Annotated in this window: 15 protein-coding genes; 4 read left to right on the top strand and 11 right to left on the bottom strand. The window is 67.6% G+C overall.

Translation table 11 applies throughout. From position 1 onward, the window contains the following. Positions 1-137 precede the first annotated feature (137 nt). The 9 genes from NMB40_RS18530 to NMB40_RS18490 all read right to left on the bottom strand — a co-directional run bounded on the left by NMB40_RS18530 (position 138) and on the right by NMB40_RS18490 (position 9615). Positions 138-1244, bottom strand: coding sequence for a GDSL-type esterase/lipase family protein (locus NMB40_RS18530; RefSeq protein ID WP_494359387.1), 1107 nt, complete (start codon positions 1242-1244; stop codon positions 138-140). A gap of 86 nt (positions 1245-1330) precedes the next feature. Further along, positions 1331-2086 carry a 2-dehydro-3-deoxy-D-gluconate 5-dehydrogenase KduD gene (kduD, locus tag NMB40_RS18525; protein ID WP_282248443.1) on the bottom strand — a complete coding sequence of 252 codons (756 nt, stop codon included), beginning with the start codon at positions 2084-2086 and terminating at the stop codon, positions 1331-1333. Between the two features lie 33 nt (positions 2087-2119). Continuing rightward, positions 2120-2968 carry a 5-dehydro-4-deoxy-D-glucuronate isomerase gene (gene kduI / locus NMB40_RS18520; protein WP_494359386.1) on the bottom strand — a complete coding sequence of 283 codons (849 nt, stop codon included), beginning with the start codon at positions 2966-2968 and terminating at the stop codon, positions 2120-2122. A 215-nt stretch (positions 2969-3183) separates the two neighbouring features. Beyond that, the gene (locus NMB40_RS18515) at positions 3184-4242 is read right to left on the bottom strand and encodes a LacI family DNA-binding transcriptional regulator (RefSeq protein ID WP_093535383.1); all 1059 of its coding nucleotides are present in this window, start codon (positions 4240-4242) and stop codon (positions 3184-3186) included. A gap of 41 nt (positions 4243-4283) precedes the next feature. Further along, positions 4284-5867, bottom strand: coding sequence for a family 43 glycosylhydrolase (locus NMB40_RS18510; RefSeq protein WP_494359385.1), 1584 nt, complete (start codon positions 5865-5867; stop codon positions 4284-4286). Positions 5868-5919: 52 nt separating this feature from the next. Next, on the bottom strand, positions 5920-7203 hold the full coding sequence (locus tag NMB40_RS18505; RefSeq protein ID WP_494359384.1) for a TRAP transporter large permease: 1284 nt from the start codon (positions 7201-7203) through the stop codon (positions 5920-5922). Between the two features lie 3 nt (positions 7204-7206). Continuing rightward, positions 7207-7740, bottom strand: a complete 534-nt coding sequence (locus NMB40_RS18500; RefSeq protein ID WP_494359383.1) for a TRAP transporter small permease — start codon at positions 7738-7740, stop codon at positions 7207-7209. Positions 7741-7751: 11 nt separating this feature from the next. Then, positions 7752-8756: a TRAP transporter substrate-binding protein gene (locus NMB40_RS18495; RefSeq protein ID WP_494359382.1), complete on the bottom strand. Its 1005-nt coding sequence runs from the start codon at positions 8754-8756 to the stop codon at positions 7752-7754. Between the two features lie 37 nt (positions 8757-8793). Further along, positions 8794-9615, bottom strand: a complete 822-nt coding sequence (locus NMB40_RS18490; RefSeq protein WP_494359381.1) for a 2-keto-4-pentenoate hydratase — start codon at positions 9613-9615, stop codon at positions 8794-8796. A 170-nt stretch (positions 9616-9785) separates the two neighbouring features. Here NMB40_RS18490 and NMB40_RS18485 point away from each other — a divergent pair, with 170 nt between their 5' ends. The 3 genes from NMB40_RS18485 (at position 9786) to NMB40_RS18475 (ending at position 13134) form a co-directional block, all read left to right on the top strand. Beyond that, positions 9786-10763 carry an alpha/beta hydrolase gene (locus NMB40_RS18485; protein ID WP_494359380.1) on the top strand — a complete coding sequence of 326 codons (978 nt, stop codon included), beginning with the start codon at positions 9786-9788 and terminating at the stop codon, positions 10761-10763. Further along, positions 10760-12382, top strand: coding sequence for a carboxylesterase/lipase family protein (locus NMB40_RS18480; RefSeq protein ID WP_494359379.1), 1623 nt, complete (start codon positions 10760-10762; stop codon positions 12380-12382). The genes NMB40_RS18485 and NMB40_RS18480 overlap by 4 nt, the downstream gene beginning before the upstream one ends. A 161-nt stretch (positions 12383-12543) precedes the next feature. Then, complete coding sequence (locus NMB40_RS18475; protein ID WP_282244103.1) at positions 12544-13134, top strand: cysteine dioxygenase family protein; 591 nt, start codon at positions 12544-12546, stop codon at positions 13132-13134. Positions 13135-13171: 37 nt separating this feature from the next. On the opposite strand, the gene NMB40_RS18470 is transcribed toward NMB40_RS18475, so the two are convergent. Further along, on the bottom strand, positions 13172-13534 hold the full coding sequence (locus tag NMB40_RS18470) for a hypothetical protein (protein ID WP_494359378.1): 363 nt from the start codon (positions 13532-13534) through the stop codon (positions 13172-13174). A gap of 165 nt (positions 13535-13699) precedes the next feature. On the opposite strand from NMB40_RS18470, the gene NMB40_RS18465 reads away from it, so the two are divergent. Continuing rightward, a complete protein-coding gene (locus tag NMB40_RS18465) occupies positions 13700-14539 on the top strand; it encodes a PhzF family phenazine biosynthesis protein (protein WP_494359377.1) in 840 nt (279 codons plus the stop codon). 4 nt (positions 14540-14543) lie between these two features. On the opposite strand, the gene NMB40_RS18460 is transcribed toward NMB40_RS18465, so the two are convergent. Continuing rightward, the gene (locus NMB40_RS18460; RefSeq protein ID WP_494361101.1) at positions 14544-18293 is read right to left on the bottom strand and encodes a LamG-like jellyroll fold domain-containing protein; all 3750 of its coding nucleotides are present in this window, start codon (positions 18291-18293) and stop codon (positions 14544-14546) included. Between the last annotated feature and the right edge of the window lie 44 nt (positions 18294-18337).

The raw sequence follows: 18337 nt of genomic DNA, 5'->3' as shown, positions 1-18337 counted from the left end.
CTGTACGCTTTTGAAGTTTAGCGCGCCATCCTTCAAAAACATCAGTGTCTTTTGAAGTTTACCTGACTAAATTTCAAAAGACTAAGAAGCTTTTGAAGATTAACGTCGGTAGAGCCGGGCCCTGCCCGGCTGCGCTCTCACCGCGGATACGCCAGCAGCACCACCAGATCCTGCTCCCCGCGCTGCTGCAGCGCATGCAGGCTGCCCACCCGGGTCAGCAGGGCGTCGCCGGCCGCCACGTCGTACTGCTTGCCATCCAGCACGTAGCTGCCCTGTCCGCTGACGATGTAATAGATCTCGTCCTTGTGCTGCGGGTGCAGGCCGATGCCCGCGCCCTTGTGCAGCACGCGCTTGCGCAGCACGAACGGCAGGTCCTTGTCGTCGGCGAAGAACGGGTAGGCGGTGGTCGGCCCGGCGCCGCCATGCGGGCCCGGCTGGGAAATGCCGATATCGCGCTCGTGGACCACGCGCGAGGGCCTGGCCGGGTCGCTGCCCTGCCCTGCCGGCTGGCTTACGTCGCAATCGATGTCGCGCTTCAAGGCCGGTTTCAGCCCGGGCGTCAACGCCACCCAGTCGCGCAGCACCAGGCAGGCCACGGCGGTGGCGCCGGCGGTGCTGAAGTGGGTGCCGTCCGCCTTGTTCTGTTCGGGTACGAACATGAAGTAGGGCTTGGCGCCCTGCTCGCCCAGCGCGCGGATCCAGCGGGTGGAGCTGGCGTTGAGGTCGATGAGCGCCACCTGTTCGCGCGCGGCCAGCTGCTTCACCGCCTGGGTGTATAGCCCGTGCGTGTCCAGCAGCGAACCGAAGTCATACAGCAGCCGCGCCACCGGGGTGATCAACACCGGCGTGGCGCGCTTGTCGCGGGCCAGCTGCACATAGCGCATCAGGTACTGCGGGTAGGCGGTGTCCGGGTCGTCGTAGCGCGTGGGGTCTTCGAACTTGGCATCGTTGTGGCCGAACTGGATCAGCAGCACGTCGCCCGGCTGGAGCTCGGCGGCGATGGCGTCGAGGCGCTTTTCCTCGATGAAGCTGCGGGCGCTGCGGCCGGCCTTGGCGTGGTTGCGGACCTGCCAGACGGCGGGGTTCAGGTAGCTCGGCAGGGCCTGGCCCCAGCCCATCAGCGGCGCGCGTTCGGGGCCGTAATCGGCGGCGGTGGAATCGCCGGCGATGAAGATGCGGTGCGGCGCCGCGTGCGCGGCGCCGGCCGCGAACAACAGAAGAATCGGGAGCAGGAAGCGGTGCATGTTCGGGCTCCAGGAGGGCCGGCCAACGGCCGGCGCTACCGTTTGACAGTTGCGGCAGGTATCGACCGTTGGTCGATACCCATGCATCACCTCGCCAGCCACCCACCGTCGACCGGTATGACCGATCCGTTCACGTAATCCGACGCGCTCGACGCCAGGAAAACGGCCGTACCGGCGAGGTCTTCCGGAGTGCCCCAGCGGCCGGCCGGGATGCGGTCGAGGATGGACTTGTTGCGGTCCTCGTCGGCGCGCAGCGCGGCGGTGTTGTCGGTGGCCATGTACCCCGGGGCGATCGCGTTGACGTTGATGCCCTTGTTGGCCCACTCATTGGCCAACAGGCGGGTGATGCCGGCGATGCCGCTCTTGCTGGCGGTGTACGACGGCACCCGGATCCCGCCCTGGAAGGACAGCATCGAGGCGATGTTGATGATCTTGCCGCGGCCCTGCGCGATGAAATGACGGCCGGCCGCCTGCGAGATGAAGAACGCGGACTTGATGTTGACATTCATTACGTCGTCCCAGTCCTGCTCGCTGAAGTCCACCGCATCGGCGCGGCGGATCAGGCCGGCGTTGTTGACCAGGATATCCAGGCCACCGAGCCCTTCGATGGTTTCGCGGATCACCCGCTCCACCGGCTCGATGCTGATCAAGTTTGCTTCCACCGCCAGGCAGCGGCGGCCCAGCGAGGTGATCTTGGCGATGGTGTCGGTGGGCGGCGCGATGCCGGCCACGGCCACGTCAGCGCCGGCCTGGGCCAGCGCCACGGCGATGCCCTGCCCCAGGCCGGTGTTGCCACCGGTGACGAGGGCGACCTTGCCTTCCAGACTGAACGGATTAGCCATTGCGGTTACGGTCCTTATCCAATGCGGTGTGGGTTACTTGAGCTGGCAGATGTCCAGCACGTGCATGTCGGTGTAATCCAGGTTTTCGCCGCCCATCGCCCAGATGAAGGCGTAGTTGCTGGTGCCGGCACCCATGTGGATCGACCACGGCGGGGACACCACCGCTTCGTTGTTCTGGATCACGATGTGGCGCTGCGCGTCCGGCTCGCCCATGAAGTGGTACACGCGGTCGTTCTGGCCCAGGTCGAAGTAGAAATAGACCTCGCTGCGGCGGTCGTGCAGGTGCGGCGGCATGGTGTTCCAGACGCTGCCCGGCTTCAGCACGGTCAGGCCCAGCAGCAGCTGCGAGGACTGGCAGGTGGCCGGCACGATGTACTGGTAGATGGTGCGCTCGTTGCTGGTTTCCAGCGCGCCGCGCTCCAGCGCCACGGCGTCCTTGATCGACAGCTGCTTGGTCTCGAAGCGCGCATGCGCCGGGGTCGAGGCCAGGTAGAACTGCGCCGGGGTGGCGGCGTCATCGGAGGCGAACACCACCTCTTCGCTGCCCATGGCCACGTACAGGCCATCCTTCGGGCCGAGCGTGTACACGGTGCCATCGACGGTGACGGTGCCGCTGCCGGCGCCGACGTTGATCACGCCCAGCTCGCGGCGCTCGAGGAACGCATGGCCGGCGGCCGAGGCCGGTTCGGTCTGCTTCGGCAGCGCCACCGGGCCCTTCACCGGGGCCGCACCGCCGAGCACGAAGCGCTCGTAGTGGGTGTACTTCAGGGTCACCGCGTCGGCATTGAACAGGCCGTCGAGCAGGTACAGCTCGCGCAGGTCGTCGTTGCTGGCGCCCTTGATGGCGTCGGGATGGGTGGCGTAATGGGTCTTGCAGTACATGGCGTCTCCAGAGCAGGGGTGGGCCGACGGGGCGGCCCCGGCGCGATTTCCCCCATTCTAGCCAAGGAGGAAACCGGTGTCATTTTGCATTGCGGGATCGGTGGGAAGTCACGACCAACGGTCGTGGCCTACCGGGTGAAATCAGATCATGGGCCGGCCGGGTGGACTGGCTTGCCGGTAGGTCACGACCGTTGGTCGTGACCGGCATCGTTCGATCAATCTTCAGGCGGCTGGCAGGAATCGCGCACGATCAGGTGCGGGCGCACGCTGGCAATCTGCAGCGCGGCCTGGCCGTCGGGCTGGACCAGCATGGCCGCGGCGGTGCGGCCGGTGTCGCGGGTGTGGCGGCGCACCGAGGTCAGCGACGGCCACAGGCGTGAGGCCAGCGGGCTGTCGTCGTAGCCGATGATGGACAGCTGGCGCGGAATGTTGATGCCCGCGCGCAGCGCCACCTTGTAGATGCCGGCGGCCATTTCATCGTTACCGGTGAAGATCGCGGTCGGGCGCTGCTTGCCCAGCAGCAGCTTCTCGGCGGCAGCCACACCGGATTCGAAGGTGTAGCCGGCCTCCACGATGCGCCCGGGCGGCAGCTCGATCCCGCGCTGGGCGAGGGCATCGATGAAACCGGCGGTGCGCTCGTGCGCCGAACGGTAGGCGCTGGGGCCGGTGACCAGCGCGATATCGCGGTGGCCCAGCGACAGCAGGTAATCGGCCGCTTCGGCGGCGCCGTCGCGGTCGTGGGTCACCACCATCTGCGAGGTGTCATCCAGCGGCAGCGCGGCGATGCGGGTGAAGCGGCAGCCGATCTCGTCGAGCATGTCCACCAGCGCCTGGTCTTCGGAGGCACGCGGCACCAGGATCACCCCGTGCAGCTTCTGCTGCTGCACGAAGCGGCGCACGCCTTCGATGTAACCGGGGCTGCGCGAATCGCACGGGTGCACCACCAGTTCGAAGCTGGAGCCACGCAGCGCGTCCAGCGCGCCGTACTGCATGTCCACGATGTACTGCGCGGTGGGGTTGTCGTAGACCATGCCGATCAGGAAGGAGCGCCGGAAGGCCAGCCCGCGCGCCAGCGGGTCGGGCGTGTAGCCCACCTCGCGCATCAGCGTTTCCACCTTCTCACGGGTGTCCTTGCGCACCAGTGGCGAGTTGTTGATGATCCGAGAAACCGTTTTCTTGGATACACCCGACAGCCGCGCGATGTCATTGATCGTGGCGGCCTTGCCCTTGGTCAACCCGTGCGGTGACGGGTCGGTCTTGCTGCGCAGTGACATGTGTTCAAACCATGAGAGGTCGAAGGAGTCTACCGGCGCCCTCAATCGAGGGCGCGGTAGCGGAACTGGCGGAAGGTCACCTTGCCGTCGCCGGCAGCGTACAGGGCCGGCTTCAGGGCGAGGAACTTCCCGGCCACATTGTGATGGTAGCCGGAGACTTCCATCTGAACCGGGTACTTCTGCCAGGTTTTGCCGTCAGTGCTGGAATGGATGGTCACGATGTGGCGGTTGTTGGTCACCCGCAGCCACAGCTTGCCGCCTTTGGCACTGGGGGCCAGCCGGGTGGGGCGCTCTTCGCCGTAGCGGTGCATGATGAACTTCTCGCCATTGCTGCCCACGCCCACGTACAGCCGGTCGCTGTAGAAGAGCAGGGCACCGCCCACCGCGCCGGGCGCGATGTCCATTTCGACCTCGAACTGGTAGGCCTGGTCGCCGGCGATGGCGGTCAGCGGCGAGCTGTCCTTCGGGGTGTCGCCCTTGCCCTGCACGGTCAGCCCGTCGGCACCGAAGCCCAGCCGCTTGTATTCGTCCTGGGCCGGGTTGAAGAACGACCACTGCGCGCCCAAGGTCTTGCCGGTGAAGTCGTCCGACAGCGCCATGCCGTGCGGGCCGACCGACTCGCCGGACGGTTTGGCCAGCGGCTGGCCAAGGTCGCCGCCCTTGGCCACGAACCAGCCATCGTCGGTCCACTCGATCGGCTCCAGCAGTGCCTGGCGGCCCAGCGTCCAATAGCCGTTCTCGTAACCGTGGTAGATCATCCACCAGCGCCCGTCGGTGCCTTCCACCACGGTGGCATGGCCACGCGACCACCACGGTTCGCTGGCGGACTTCGTGCGGGTGATCGGGTTGTTCGGTGCGTTCACCCACGGCCCGTGGATCGAGCGCGAGCGGGCGGTGATCACCATGTGCCCGGTCGGCGGGCCGGCGGTGCCGCCCACGGCGGTGGTCATGTAGTACCAGCCGTTGTGGAAGTTGATCTTCGGGCCTTCCTGCGCATAGGCCTCCACGTCCCAGCTTTCCGGATACTTCCAGCCGTCGTAGACGTGCTTGGGCTTGCCGACCACGCTCAGGCCATCGTCGGCCAGCTGCACGTAGGCACCTCCGCTGAGGAACAGGTAGCGCTTGCCGTCCTCGCCCACCGCATGGCCCGGGTCGATGTAGCCACCCAGGCCGATGTCGATCGGCTCGCTCCACGGTCCGCGGATGTTGTCCGACCACACCACGAAGTTGCTGCGGGTCTCGCCGGTGCGCGCCGGGAAATAGATGAAGTAGCGGCCGTCGTGCTTGACGATGTCCGGCGCCCAGATCGCCCCCACGTTCTTCGTGATCGCATGGCCCAGCGGCTGCCAGTTCACCAGGTCGCGCGAGTGCCAGATCGGCAGGCCGGGGTAGGCATCGAACGAGGACAGGGTGAGGTAGTAGTCGTCGCCATCCTTCAGCACCGACGGATCCGGGCGGTCGCCGGCGAACACCGGGTTGAGGAAGGTGCCGTTGCCCAGGTCGGCCTGGCGCTGGTTCTCGATGCCGCGCTTCCAGGTGGGCGCAGCCGCATCAGCGGCGTGCAGGGTGCTGGCCAGCAGCAGGCCAGCGGTGGCCAGCCCGGCCAGCAGGGTCTTCAGGTGCATGCGGTGTCTCCCTTGTCCACATCAGCGACGGCGGCACGCAGCCGCCGCGCGGTCAGGCGCGCAGCAGCGCCGGCAGCCACAGCGACAGCTGTGGGAAGAACGTCACGATCAGCAGCACGCCCAGCGCCGCGAACCAGAACGGCCAGATCGACCGCATGCTTTCGCCCACGCTGATCTTGCCGATCGCCGTGCCGATGAACAGCACCGAGCCCACCGGCGGGGTCACCAGGCCCAGGCCACCGGTCAGCACCAGCACCAGCCCGAAGTGGATCGGATCGATCCCGTAGGCTTTGGCCACTGGCAGGAAGATCGGCGTGCAGATCAGGATCATCGGTGCCAGGTCCATGAAGGTGCCCAGCAGCAGCAACATCACCACGATCATCAGCAGCACCATGAACTGGCTGTGCGCGAACGACTGCAGGAAGTCCACCGCCGCAGCCGGCACCTGCAGGAACGCCAGCAGCCAGCCGAACACGGCGGCGGTGGCGATCACGAACAGGATCACGCCGGTGCTGCGCGCGGCATGGGTCACCGTGCCCAGGAACTCTCGCCAGTTGAGCTGGCGGTACAGCACCGTGGTCACCAGCAGCGCGTAGACCACGGCAATGGCCGCGCTCTCCACCGCAGTGAAGATGCCGGCGCGGATACCGATGAAGATCAACGCCACCAGGCCCAGGCCGGGCAGGGCGGACACCATGCGCAGCAGCACCGCGCGCCAGCCCGGGAACACTTCCACCCCGTAACCACGGCGGCGTGCCACCACGTAGCCGGTGATCATCAGTGCCAGCGTCATCAACAGCGCCGGCACGATGCCCGCCGCGAACAGGTCGGCAATGGACAGGCCACCACCGGCCGCGGCCGAGAACAGGATCAGGTTGTGCGAGGGCGGCACCAGCAGCGCCACCAGCGCGGCGGTGATGCTCACGTTCACGGCGAAATCGCGGTCGTAACCGCGCTTGACCATCTGCGGAATCATCGTGCCGCCGACCGCCGATACGTCGGCAATCGCCGAACCGGACACACCGCCGAAGAACAGCGAGGACAGGATCGACACCTGGCCCAGGCCACCCCGCATGCGCCCCACCAGCGACGAGGCCAGCGCGATGAGCCGTTCGGAGATGCCGCCGCGCATCATGATTTCGCCAGCGAAGATGAACAACGGAATGGCGATCAGCGAGGCCGAACCGGTACCGGCCGAGATCTGCTGCACCAGCACCAGCGTCGGTAGGTCCAGGTACCACAGCGCGGCCAGCGCGGCCGCCGCCAGCGCGTAGGCCACCGGCACCCCCAACAACAGCAGCACCGCGAACACGGTGAAGAGGATCGTAATACCCATGATTCAGCGGTCTCCTTCTGCGTCGGTCAGCGCCGGTCGCGCGGCCTGCACCATCTGGTTCACTGCAAAGATCGCCATCAACGCACCGCCGATGGAGAGCGGCAGGTAGTTGATGCTCTGCGGCAGGTTGGCGCCGGCGGTCTTGATATCCAGCCCATCGAGCAGCAGCACCGCGGCCCACCAGGCAATAACCACGCCCAGCACCGCTACCACCAGCGACGCGAATACATCCACCGCGCGGCGCAGAGTGGGGCCCATGTGCGCGGCCAGCAGGAAGAAGCCGAAGTGACGGCGGGTGTGCACGCCGGTGGCCGCGCCCAGGCTCATCGCCGTGGCCAGCAGCAGCAGCGTCACCGGTTCGGTCCAGCTGGGCGAATCGTTGATGACGTAGCGGGCAAACACCTGCCAGCCCTGCACCACCACCAGCCCGAGCAGGGCGACCACGGCGATGTAGATGGCAACGTCGGCAATGCGATCCAGCGCGCGTTGCGGCAGCGTGCGCAGGTCGACGAGGGTTTCAGAAGTCGTGTCGGACATCGCGGCGGGCCTCAGGCGAAGTCGCGGATGCGACGGGTGAGTGCGGCCAGCTCCGGCTGCTGCAGGTGCTGCTGCAGCAACGGGTCGGCGGCCTTGCGGAAGGCCGGCATGTCGACCTCGTTGAACTGGATGCCAAAGTCGGCCACGGCCTTGCGGGCGGTGCTCTCCGACGCATCCCACTGCTGGCGCATCACACCCACCGATTCGCGCGCGGTCTGCAGCAGCAGCTGGCGGTCTTCCGGGCTGAGCGTTTCAAAGCTGCGGCGCGACATCAGCAGCACGTCCGGTGCATACGAATGGTCGCTCTGCGACCAGTAGCGCGCTGCCTCGAAATGGCGGCTGGAGTGGAAGCTGCGCATGTTGTTTTCCGCACCGTCGATCATGTGCGTTTCCATGCCCGAGAACGTGTCGCCCAGCGACATCGGGGTCGGGTTGGCGCCCAGCAGGCGCATCAGCTGGATGAAGATGTCCGACGAGGCCACACGCAGCTTCAGGCCGTGCAGGTCCTTGGGTTCCACGATCGGATGCTTGGTGTTGTAGAAGCAGCGCGCGCCGGAATCGTAGATCGCCAGGCCCACCAGGTCGCGGCTTTCAAAGCCTCGCAGCACCGTGTCGGCGACGCCGCCGTCGAGCGCGCGGCGCATGTGCGCCACCGATTCGAACACGTAGGGCAGGCACAGCGCCTGGGTCAGCGGGAACGCGTTGTTGAGCGCGCCCGAGTACACGCGGGTGATGTCGATGGCGCCGAAGCGGGCCATGTCGATCGCTTCGGATTCACGGCCCAGCTGGCCGGAGTGGTACTGGCGCAGCTTCAGTCGGCCGCCGGTTTTGGCTTCCAGCTGCTGGCCGATCCACTTCACCGCGGTCACGGTGGGGTAGTCGGCCACGTGCACATCGGTGGCGGTCAGCAGCCGCGCACCGTCCGGTCCGGTGCTGCCGGACCGCGAGCATGCCGACAGCACGGGCACGCTGAGCGCGCCCAGACTGGTGGCAAGGAAACTTCTGCGAGTAATCATCTGCGCCCTCCCAAGCGTACTCGCCATGGCCGCACGGTTACCCGGCGGCGATGGCCCTGCAGGTAATGTCGCCGTAACCGGCGAAACGGATCAGTGCCTGTTGGCCTACGGCGATGTCATGGATACCGGTGGCATTGCCACTGGCGATCAGATCGCCGGCCTTCAGCGGGCGCCCACGCTGGGCCGAACGGGCCAGTGCGAAGGCATACGCGGTGCGCAGGCCGCCCGGCAGCAGGGTGGCGCCACCGGTGCCCACCACTTCGCCTTCGATGCGGGTTTCGGCGCGCAGGTCGGCATCGTCCAGCCGGGTCCAGTCCGCGATTTCCGGGCCCAGCACCAGGCCGTTGTTGTTGCCGAAGTCCGACACCACCACGCGCGGGCCGAGCTTGTTGATCGTGGCCAGCGGGCTGCTGGCCACTTCCACGCCGATGAACAGCTTGGCGGGCAGGGCTTCAGCCTCTTCGGCGGTCCAGTGCAGCTTGTCGGCCGGGGCGTCCTGCTGGAGCTGGATCACGTACTCCGCTTCGACCGCGCCGAAGCCGCCGACGAACACCGGAATGTCCACTGTTCCACCGGTAGCATTCCAGAGCCGCTGAGAGAAGATCGGGCCCAGCAGGCGGTCGTCGCCGGAAACGTCGCGGCGCTCGGCGGCGATGTAGCCGACCTTCCAGCCCACCACCTGGTCGTCCCAGAGCGCGATGGCCTGGTCCTGCACCTGGTAGGCGGTAACTAGGTCTTCCGGGATGGTTCCGGGGAAATCCGGCAGTGAACGGCCCTGCTGGCGGGCCGTGACGAACGCGTGGGCGATGTCGCCCAACCCTTGTTCTGGCAGGTCCTGTTTGCCTTGATCGTTGCTCAAGCGGGTCTCCCGGTGATTTGTTGCACTGCCCATCGACAGCACTTGGATGAGCTGTATATGGTAAACCGGTGTCATTGGCAATGTGCACCGCGTCAGAAACTGCACAGGCCCGGCACGCTACCGTTTGCCCACCCCTGAGAGGACTGCCGCGGATGCGTTGTGCTGTGTTGATGTCCCTGCTGGCCGGCTGCCTGCTGGCCGCTGTTTTCCCGCCTCCGGCCCAGGCTGGAGAACGGCCGGTGCCACAGACCGAACCCGCGCCCGGCACGCCCACCCGCATCGAACTCTGGCCCGCCGGCAGGGTGCCGGGCGAGCCCAAGCGCGCCCCGGTGCCCAACGTGATCGAGCGCAGCACCGACGCGGCGCTGCCGGACCGCTACATCGACAACGTCAGCGCGCCCTACTTGGTCGCCTACCGTCCGGCCAAGCCCAACGGCACCGCCCTGCTGGTCATTCCCGGGGGCGGCTACCAGCGCATCGTGCTCGACAAAGAGGGCACTGCGCTGGTGCCGGCCTTCGTGGAGCAGGGCGGGGTGACCCTGTTCGTCCTGCGCTACCGGCTACCGGCCGGGCGCGAGGACCGCCAGGCCGCACTGGCCGATGCACAGCGTGCGATGCGTGTGATCCGCGCGGACGCGGCGGCGTGGCAGCTGGATCCAACGCGGATCGGCGTGATCGGCTTTTCCGCCGGCGGCCACGTCGCCGCGCGGCTGGGCAACGGCTACGCCACGGCGCTGCCGGGCATCGGCGATGCCACCGATGCGCTCAGCGCGCGCCCGGATTTCGCCCTGCTGCTGTACCCGGTAATCGACATGGGCCGCCACGCGCACAGCGGCTCGCGCACCCGGCTGTTGGGCGCACACCCCACGCCCGCGCTGGAGCAGCAGTATTCGATGCAGGCGCAGGTCAGCGCGCAGACCCCGCCGACCTTCCTGGTCCACGCGCAGGACGACGACGTGGTGTCCGTGCACAACAGCCTGCTGTATTACCAGGCACTGCTGGCGGCGGGCGTGCCCAGCGAAATGCACCTGTTCGCGCACGGCGGGCACGGCTTCGGCGTACGCCTGCCGTCCGATGCGCTGGCCACCCAGTGGCCCAACCTGGCGCTGCGCTGGATGCAGGCACAGAACGTGGAGAAGGCGCCATGACCCTCACGCCTGCCGACCTGCAGCGCCGCCGCTTCCTGCGCGACAGCGCGCGTTACGCGATGTTGCTGGCCGCCGGAACGTTGCCGCTGGTGTCGTCGCTGGCAAGCGCGTCCAGCCGCACCGCCCCGACCGATTCGCTGGCCAACGTGCGCGGCGGCCGCCTGCGTGGCCGGTATGAGCAGGGCGTGCATCGTTTCCTTGGCGTGCCCTATGGCGCGGACACCGCCCCCCGCCGTTTCCAGCCGGCGCTGCCTGAAGTGCCCTGGCGCGGCGTGCGCGACGCCCTCGCCTACGGCGCGTCCGCACCGCAGGGCGGCAGCGACGGCCCCGGCAGCGAGGACTGCCTGTTCCTCAACGTATGGACCCCGGCACTGCGCGATGGCGCACGCCGCCCCATTCTGTTCTACATCCACGGCGGCGCCTACAACAACGGCTCCGGCAGCGACCCGCAGTACGACGGCAGCGCGCTGTGCCGCCGTGGCGATGTGGTGGTGGTCACCGTCAACCACCGGCTCAACGTGTTCGGCTACCTGTACCTGGCGCAGCTGGGCGATGCCCGCTTCGCCGATTCGGGCAACGTGGGCCAGCTCGATCTGGTCCAGGCGCTGCAGTGGGTGCGCGAACATGCGCACGCGTTCGGCGGCGATGCCGACAACATCACCGTGTTCGGCCAGTCCGGCGGCGGCGCCAAGATCGCCACGCTGATGGCCATGCCCGCCGCACGCGGCCTGTTCCAGCGCGCGTGGACCATGAGCGGCCAGCAGGTCACCGCGGCCGGCCCGCGCGCGGCCACCCAGCGCGCGCAGATCGCGATGCAGGCGGTGGGCGCACGGGATATCCAGGCCTTGCTGGCGCTGCCGGTGCCAGCGCTGCTGGCGGCCACCCGCGCGCGCGATCCGTCGCGGGTGGAGAACACCAGCCTGTATGTCGGGCCGGTGGTCGATGGCGGCGCGCTGCCGGTACACCCGTTCTGGCCGCAGGCGCCCGGGCAGTCCGCGGGGATCCCGATGGTGATCGGCAACACCCACGACGAAACGCGCGCGTTCCTGGGCCACGACCCGGCCAACTTCGCGCTGACCTGGGAAACGTTGCCGGCGAAGCTGGAGAAGGAGCAGTTCGTCGATCTGCTGCCATCGGCGGTGATCGCCGAATATCGGCGCCTGTATCCGCACTACACGCCCTCCGATGTGTTCTTTGCCGCCACCACCGCCGGCCGCTCCTGGCGCGGGGCGGTGGAGGAGCTGGAAGCACGGGCGCGGCAGGGCGCGCCTACCTGGGCCTACCAGCTCGATTGGGGCTCACCGCTGGACGGCGGCAGGCTGGGCGCCTTCCACACGCTGGATATCCCGCTGGTGTTCGACAACATCCGTGCGGAGGGTTCGCGCACAGGTGAAAGCGACAGCGCACAGCGCATGGCGGCATCGATGAGCGATGCCCTGATCGCCTTCGCCCGCACCGGCAACCCGCAGCACCCGGGACTGCCCCAGTGGGAGCCCTACGGGCTTGATCGCCGCCAGACCATGCTGTTCAACACCCCGCCACAGCTCGCTGACGACCCACGCGGCGGCGAACGACGCCTCTACCAGCAAGTCCCGTTCGTACAGCGAGGCACGATGTAGCGACACGCCACGCGTGTCCCACGCACAGCCGGCCCCGCTCCAATCAACGATAGGCAGCACCAACCAAACAACGAAATCCAATAGATTTTCGGCCAAAAAGCGGTCATCAGCCGTGATTCAGATCAAACATGTCCTTAACCTCCATCGCCTAGACTGGGGGCATGCAGGACCATTGCGATCCCTTTCCGCCGTTCCATGGCCGCGATCGATTGATAGCCGCCATCGATCACGCCGTGCAGCATGACGATCCACAGCAGATCGCCAGAACGCTGCGCGGTGCGCTCTGCGAGGCCATTGCCGACAGCCGCATCCAGCTGCCGGCCTGCGTGCACCGCCCGATCAGCGACCACTACGCCCGCCGCGAGCTGTACCGCAGCCCGGCGTACGGCTACAGCATCGTGGCGATGAGCTGGGCGCCGGGGCAGGGCACGCCGCTGCATGACCACAGCGGCCTGTGGTGCGTGGAAGGGGTGTGGCTGGGGCAGCTGGAAGTCACCCAGTACCGGCTTCTGGAACGCCGTGGCGAACGCTTCCGCTTCCAGCCCGAACCGTCGGTGATCGGCGACTGCGGCAGCGCGGGCAGCCTGATTCCGCCGCACGAATACCACACCATCCGCAACACCAGCGACGAACGGCTCGCCATCTCGGTGCACGTCTACCAGGGCGAAATGACCCGCAGCGCGATCTTCGAACCCGGCCACGACGGCTGGTACGAGCGCCGCATGAAGGAAATGGAAACCGACGCCGCGTAGCGCCACGCCCTGCGTGGCAGGGGGCGATGGGGCGTTGTCAGGCGCCGCTGGGTTGGATGCACCAGACGGCCTCGTCGCCTTTGCTGAAACGGGTCAAGGAGAAGCTGGTGCCGGCGTAGACCGTTGTGGACCTGGCGTTTTCGGGAAGCTTCAACTGCCAGTTCGGCAACGACACCCGCGCCGTGGGAAAGCCTACGTGCAATGCCCAGAACACGCCGGCCGCATACGCAATGACCAGCTGGACGCGCCCGGTGCCATCGCGCACTTCAACGTGGTCCACACCGCCGTCCTGGTACTCCCGCACCCGCCAACCGTGCGATACCCCGGAAACCTCGGGCTGTGGGCGCGGACGTGCCTCGGTCCGCACCGCCTCCTCGATGGCGGCAAGGCTGGTGTTCATAGGTGTATCCCCAAGAAGTAAGGCGCTATGCATCGGCGGGGCGATGACGACTCGATGCTATCTGCGGCCATTGGGGTGGTGCGTTGAAGATGCTCCTAGATTTGATGCGGGGTTCACCGCCAAGATGCCTGCATGTCGCCACATCCCGCCAAGGAACCGCAGCCCGTGACTTCCCGCCCCTTCCTCCAGGTCAACGTCTTCAGCACCGATCCGCTTCTAGGCAATCCGCTGGCCGTGGTGCTTGATGCCGATGGGATGAGCGATGCACGCATGGCCGCCTTTGCGCGCTGGACCAACCTGAGCGAGACCACGTTCGTATCGAAGCCGAGCGACCCGCGTGCCGATTACCGCGTGCGGATCTTCACCACGCTGGGCGAGCTGCCGTTCGCCGGGCATCCCACGTTGGGCAGCTGCCATGCGTGGCTGGCCACTGGCGGCGTGCCGCGTGGCGGGGAAATCGTGCAGGAGTGCGGCATCGGGTTGGTGCGGATCCGCCGCGATGCGGCCGGGTTGGCGTTCGAGGCGCCGCCGTTGCGGCGGGAGGGGCCGCTGGACCCGGCGTTGCGCGAGCGGGTGCGCGCGGGATTGGGGGTGGCCGTGGGTGACCTGGTGGATGCGCAGTGGGTGGACAACGGGCCGCCGTGGTTGGCGTTGCGGTTGCGCAGCCGCGCGGCCGTGTTGGCGGTGCGGCCGGACTACGCCGCGTTGGATGGGTTGATGGTGGGCGTGTTCGCGGCGTGTGGTGAGGGCGACGCGGTGGACGCGCAGTTTGAATCGCGCGCGTTCATTGCCGGCGAGGCCGCGCCGGAGGATCCGGTGACCGGCAGCCTCAATGCGGGGATCGCGCGGTGGTTGTTGCGCGAGGGCGCCGCGCCGGACCGGTATGTGATCAGCCAGGGCACGGTGCTGGGCCGCGCCGGACGCGTGCAGGTAGAGCGGGTGGGGGATGCGCTGTGGATGGGGGGTGCGTGCGTGACGTGTATTGGGGGCTCGGTGACGTTGTAGGCGGTTACTCGACCGCCACCACGTTGTTGAGCTGGGTCACTTCGGCGCTGCCATCGGCCAACATCACCCGCACCTTCAACCCGCTGCGGCTACCCGCAGGCAGCGGCAATCCAACCGTGGTGGTCTTCGGCATCAGGTCGGTGGGCGCTGCCATCGCTGGAATCTCGATCCGCGCCAGCTCGCGCCCGCCCGCATCCTCGAGCACCGCCGTCCCCAACGGCGTGCCCACATGCCCCAGGCTGTGCACGGTCACGTGCACCTGGCGGCCATCCACGCGCACATCGCCGCGGCCCACTCCCAGGTCCGGCCGCTGCTCCACCGGCGTGCCCGGCTGGATCAGCTCGAACTCCACCACCTGCGCCTGCCCGGGCGCGAACCGCAGTGGCACGGATGCACTGCGCTCCAGCGTTACCTCGCGTACGTCTGCCTTGCCATCGATCCGGTCATCCCCGTCCCGGTCGACCCCGCTGGTCATCCGCCAGGTCCCGGCAGTGACGTTCCACGTGCTCATCTGCGCATCCACCGCGCGCTTGCCGGTGTTGTACGCAATCACCTTGAAGCGCTCCGTGGACGGCGCATGCACCAGCAGCGCCACCTGTTCGGCCGCATCGGGCTGGGCGAAGCGCCAGCTCACCGTATGCCCCGGCCAGCTCTGGTTGCGCTTGAGCGCGATCCCGCCCAGCCGCGCCCGCTGCAGGAACTCGCTCGGTGCTTCCACCCGGTCCGACCACCAATGGCCTTCGGTGTTCATGTACTCGCGCTGCGCCTTGGCCTGGATGCCATCGGCGTGCAGCGCTTCCAGGTACTTCTTGTCTCCGGTGGCCTGCCACGCCATCAGGCTGGAGAAGCCGGTGTTGCCTGCATCGGCATCGGCCACCAGCGTCGGATTCCACGCCGCCGCCTTGCCCAGCACCTCCACGTAGTTCTCGCCCAGGTTGGCCAGCGCACCGGGGCCGCCACGCTCCACGCGGTAGTCCAGCGCCTTCAGGTACTTGTCGTCGCCGGTCCAGCGCCATGCCGCCCAGAACGTGTGCATCACATCGCCACCGCCCGAGCCGTTGTTGAGCTCGCCGCCACGCACCTTGCCCGTGGCCCAGTTGATCTCGTTGGGCAGCGCCCAGCGGCCCTTGTCGTCGGTGTAGGCGTGGGCCAGGTAGCTGTCGGCCAGCCCGGTGACCAGCTTGCGGCCGGTCGGGTCGGCGTTGTACTGGCCCATCAGGAACGCCGGGTGCAGCGCCGGGAACGAATACGGCTTCTGCCACTGCCAGTTCGGCTCGCGGTAGACCTTGTTGCCGCCGAACCAGTTGCTGGAGAACAGCAGGTGGCCCTGCGGGTTGGGCAGGATGATGCGCTCATCGAACGCCTTCACCGTCTCCATCAGGCGCTCCACCGTGAGCGGGTCGCCCCAGTTGAGGTAGAGCATGGCGCTGTTGGCGTTGATGCCTTCCTCGTAGGCGTGCAGCTCATCGGTTTCGATGGTGCTCAGCCCGTTGGAGAACATGCCGTTGCGGTACACCGCGTCGGACAGCGCGGTGAGCGAGCTGTTGAGCCGGTCCGGCTCCACGCCCATCAGCGCCAGCCCCGGCCACTGCTGGGTCAGGTCGGTATCGTCGGAAATGCCGCCGCCAAAGTCGCCGTAGGCGATCTGGCGGTTGTCGATCCACCAGTCCACGAAGCGGCGCACGTACTTCAGGTCTTCGGTCTGGCGGAAGGCCCAGAGCGGCACGCCCTTGGGCGCTTCGGGCTGGGTGAACGGCGGTTTCCCCTGGCTGTTGTAGCTGATGTAGTTCCAGTACAGCCGGCCCAGCTCGTGGTCCGGGTCGACGCGCAGCAGGTCGGTCAGATCCGCGTACACGCGCGCATACAGGCGCTGGCGCTTGGAGGTGGTGTGCTCTTCGACCAGGAAGCCCCAGTTGTCGCGGGCCTGGTTGAAGCGGTCGGCCACGTGTTCTTTCTTCGCTTCCGCACGCGCCTTGTACACCATGCGGATCTCCGCGCCATCCAGCGAGGCCGCGTTGAAGCCCGGCGCACCCGAGGCGATGCTGATCCACAGGCTGTCGGCGGTGAGGATGCGGTCGCGCAGGTCCAGCCACAGCGTGCGCTTCTCATTCGGCCTCACCGACACCGACACATCGATCATGTCGCGCGCCGGCCAGATCGGGTCCTTGATGCGGATGTTGAGCGGAATCAGTCCATCGCGCGCGGCTGGCAGGTTCAGCGCCGGCAGGTCGATGGCCACGCCATCCAGCCCGTCGTACATGTTTTCCCAGCTGTGCGCCCAGCTGCGGATCAGCGGCTGCGCGGCGGGCGCATCACCCACGCCGGAGGGTACCAGCACGTGCACGATCGGCAGCGGGTCGGCCGGCAGCGTATCCGCGCCGCGGCGGCGCGAGCCCGCGCCCTTGGGCAGCGCCATCACCGTGCTGCGCTCGGCGGCCGGGTAGCGGCCATCGATGTACTCGCGCAGCGTAGTGATGTTGAGGTAATCGGGCAGCGCCTGGCTGTCCACCCGGTAGCGCTGCTTGACCGTGCCTTCCGGCTCGGCCGCATCGCTGACCTGGTAAGCCCAGATCTCCTGGATGGGGGTTTCCTGCGCGGTGTTGCGGAAGTGCAGCACGCCACCGGTCTGCGCCGGGATGTCGTCCACGCTGCGCACCACGCCCTGCGGGCGCTGCAGCAGGGTCGTTGCAGCACCGTCGCCGTTGCTGTGGCTGAGCGAGCCGAACGCCGCACCGCGCACTTCGATGCGGTTGACGGTCTCGCCCGCCGGCAGGGTCAGGTCGAGCTGCTGGCCGCCTTCCACGTAGGTGTTCCAGTCCGGCAGCTGGAAGTAATCATTGCGGCCGGGCAGGCGCGAACGGTTGTACACGCCGGGCCAGGTGGTCTCGGCGATGCCGTCGGTGGCCTTCCACATCCACTGTTTGTGGTCTTTGCTGTCGGCGAACTCGATCTTGCGGATGCCGGTGGTCGGGCTGGCCAACGCGGGCGGCGCGGCGCTGTCCCAGCCGAAGCGGTGGTTCCAGGCGCGCATCGCGGAGGTATCGGCGACGGCAGTGGTCGGGGCTTTGTTGGCGGCCAAGGCGGCCATGCCGGCGGGATCCAGCAGCTGGTCGTACACCCGGATCTCGTCGACATCGCTGCCGCGCAGGAAGTTGTAGCGGCTCTGTACCTGGTAGGGCGCCATCACACGGCCGGCGAGGCCGAGCTGGTCCAGGGCGGCATCGTAGTCAGCGGTGGTCTCCTGGCGGGCGACCTCCTTGCCGTCCACGTACAGGCGCACGCCGTGGTTCTCATCCCAGCCGAAGGCGATGTGCTGCCACTGCTGGGGCGAGGGAGTCTGGTCGAGCTTGAACGACACGCGGGTGCGCGCCAGGTTGGCATCGGTGACGAAGGCATCGAAGCCGTGGCCGTTCCAGTCGATGCGCAGCCAGGCCATGTCCCAGCTGCTGTGATCGGCATAGCCGACCCGGAAGATCACGAACGGCGCTTCACCCACCGCGTAACGGGGGCGCCAGTAAAAACCGAGGGTACCGCGCTGGGCCTGGATGTTGCCGGGGGCGTTCCAGGACAGCACGCCATCGTCTTCCCACTGGATGGCCGCACCGTGCGCGCCATCGGGCACGCGCTTGACCTTGTCCTGGAAGTTCGGGATGGCATCGCCGTGCGCGGTGTCGGCGGTAAAGCCCTTGTCGGCCGATACATGGAACAGCAGCTGCGGTGCAGCCTGTGCGGACGAAGCACCGGCCATCAACATCAGCGCCAGCGCAATCGCCTTCGGTAGCGCCGGCCGTTGCCCGG

The organism is Stenotrophomonas sp. FBCC-B152 (assembly GCF_059134105.1).
Note: the sequence above shows the minus strand (reverse complement) of the source record. Positions and strands in the feature narration are given on the sequence as shown.

Excerpts from the sequence above, each read along its gene's own strand:
- NMB40_RS18530 (WP_494359387.1), bottom strand. The coding sequence starts at position 1,244 with ATGCACCGCTTCCTGCTCCCGATTCTTCTGTTGTTCGCGGCCGGCGCC.
- kduD (WP_282248443.1), bottom strand. The coding sequence starts at position 2,086 with ATGGCTAATCCGTTCAGTCTGGAAGGCAAGGTCGCCCTCGTCACCGGT.
- kduI (WP_494359386.1), bottom strand. The coding sequence starts at position 2,968 with ATGTACTGCAAGACCCATTACGCCACCCATCCCGACGCCATCAAGGGC.
- NMB40_RS18515 (WP_093535383.1), bottom strand. The coding sequence starts at position 4,242 with ATGTCACTGCGCAGCAAGACCGACCCGTCACCGCACGGGTTGACCAAG.
- NMB40_RS18510 (WP_494359385.1), bottom strand. The coding sequence starts at position 5,867 with ATGCACCTGAAGACCCTGCTGGCCGGGCTGGCCACCGCTGGCCTGCTG.
- NMB40_RS18505 (WP_494359384.1), bottom strand. The coding sequence starts at position 7,203 with ATGGGTATTACGATCCTCTTCACCGTGTTCGCGGTGCTGCTGTTGTTG.
- NMB40_RS18500 (WP_494359383.1), bottom strand. The coding sequence starts at position 7,740 with ATGTCCGACACGACTTCTGAAACCCTCGTCGACCTGCGCACGCTGCCG.
- NMB40_RS18495 (WP_494359382.1), bottom strand. The coding sequence starts at position 8,756 with ATGATTACTCGCAGAAGTTTCCTTGCCACCAGTCTGGGCGCGCTCAGC.
- NMB40_RS18485 (WP_494359380.1), top strand. The coding sequence starts at position 9,786 with ATGTCCCTGCTGGCCGGCTGCCTGCTGGCCGCTGTTTTCCCGCCTCCG.
- NMB40_RS18480 (WP_494359379.1), top strand. The coding sequence starts at position 10,760 with ATGACCCTCACGCCTGCCGACCTGCAGCGCCGCCGCTTCCTGCGCGAC.
- NMB40_RS18475 (WP_282244103.1), top strand. The coding sequence starts at position 12,544 with ATGCAGGACCATTGCGATCCCTTTCCGCCGTTCCATGGCCGCGATCGA.
- NMB40_RS18470 (WP_494359378.1), bottom strand. The coding sequence starts at position 13,534 with ATGAACACCAGCCTTGCCGCCATCGAGGAGGCGGTGCGGACCGAGGCA.
- NMB40_RS18460 (WP_494361101.1), bottom strand. The coding sequence starts at position 18,293 with ATGTTGATGGCCGGTGCTTCGTCCGCACAGGCTGCACCGCAGCTGCTG.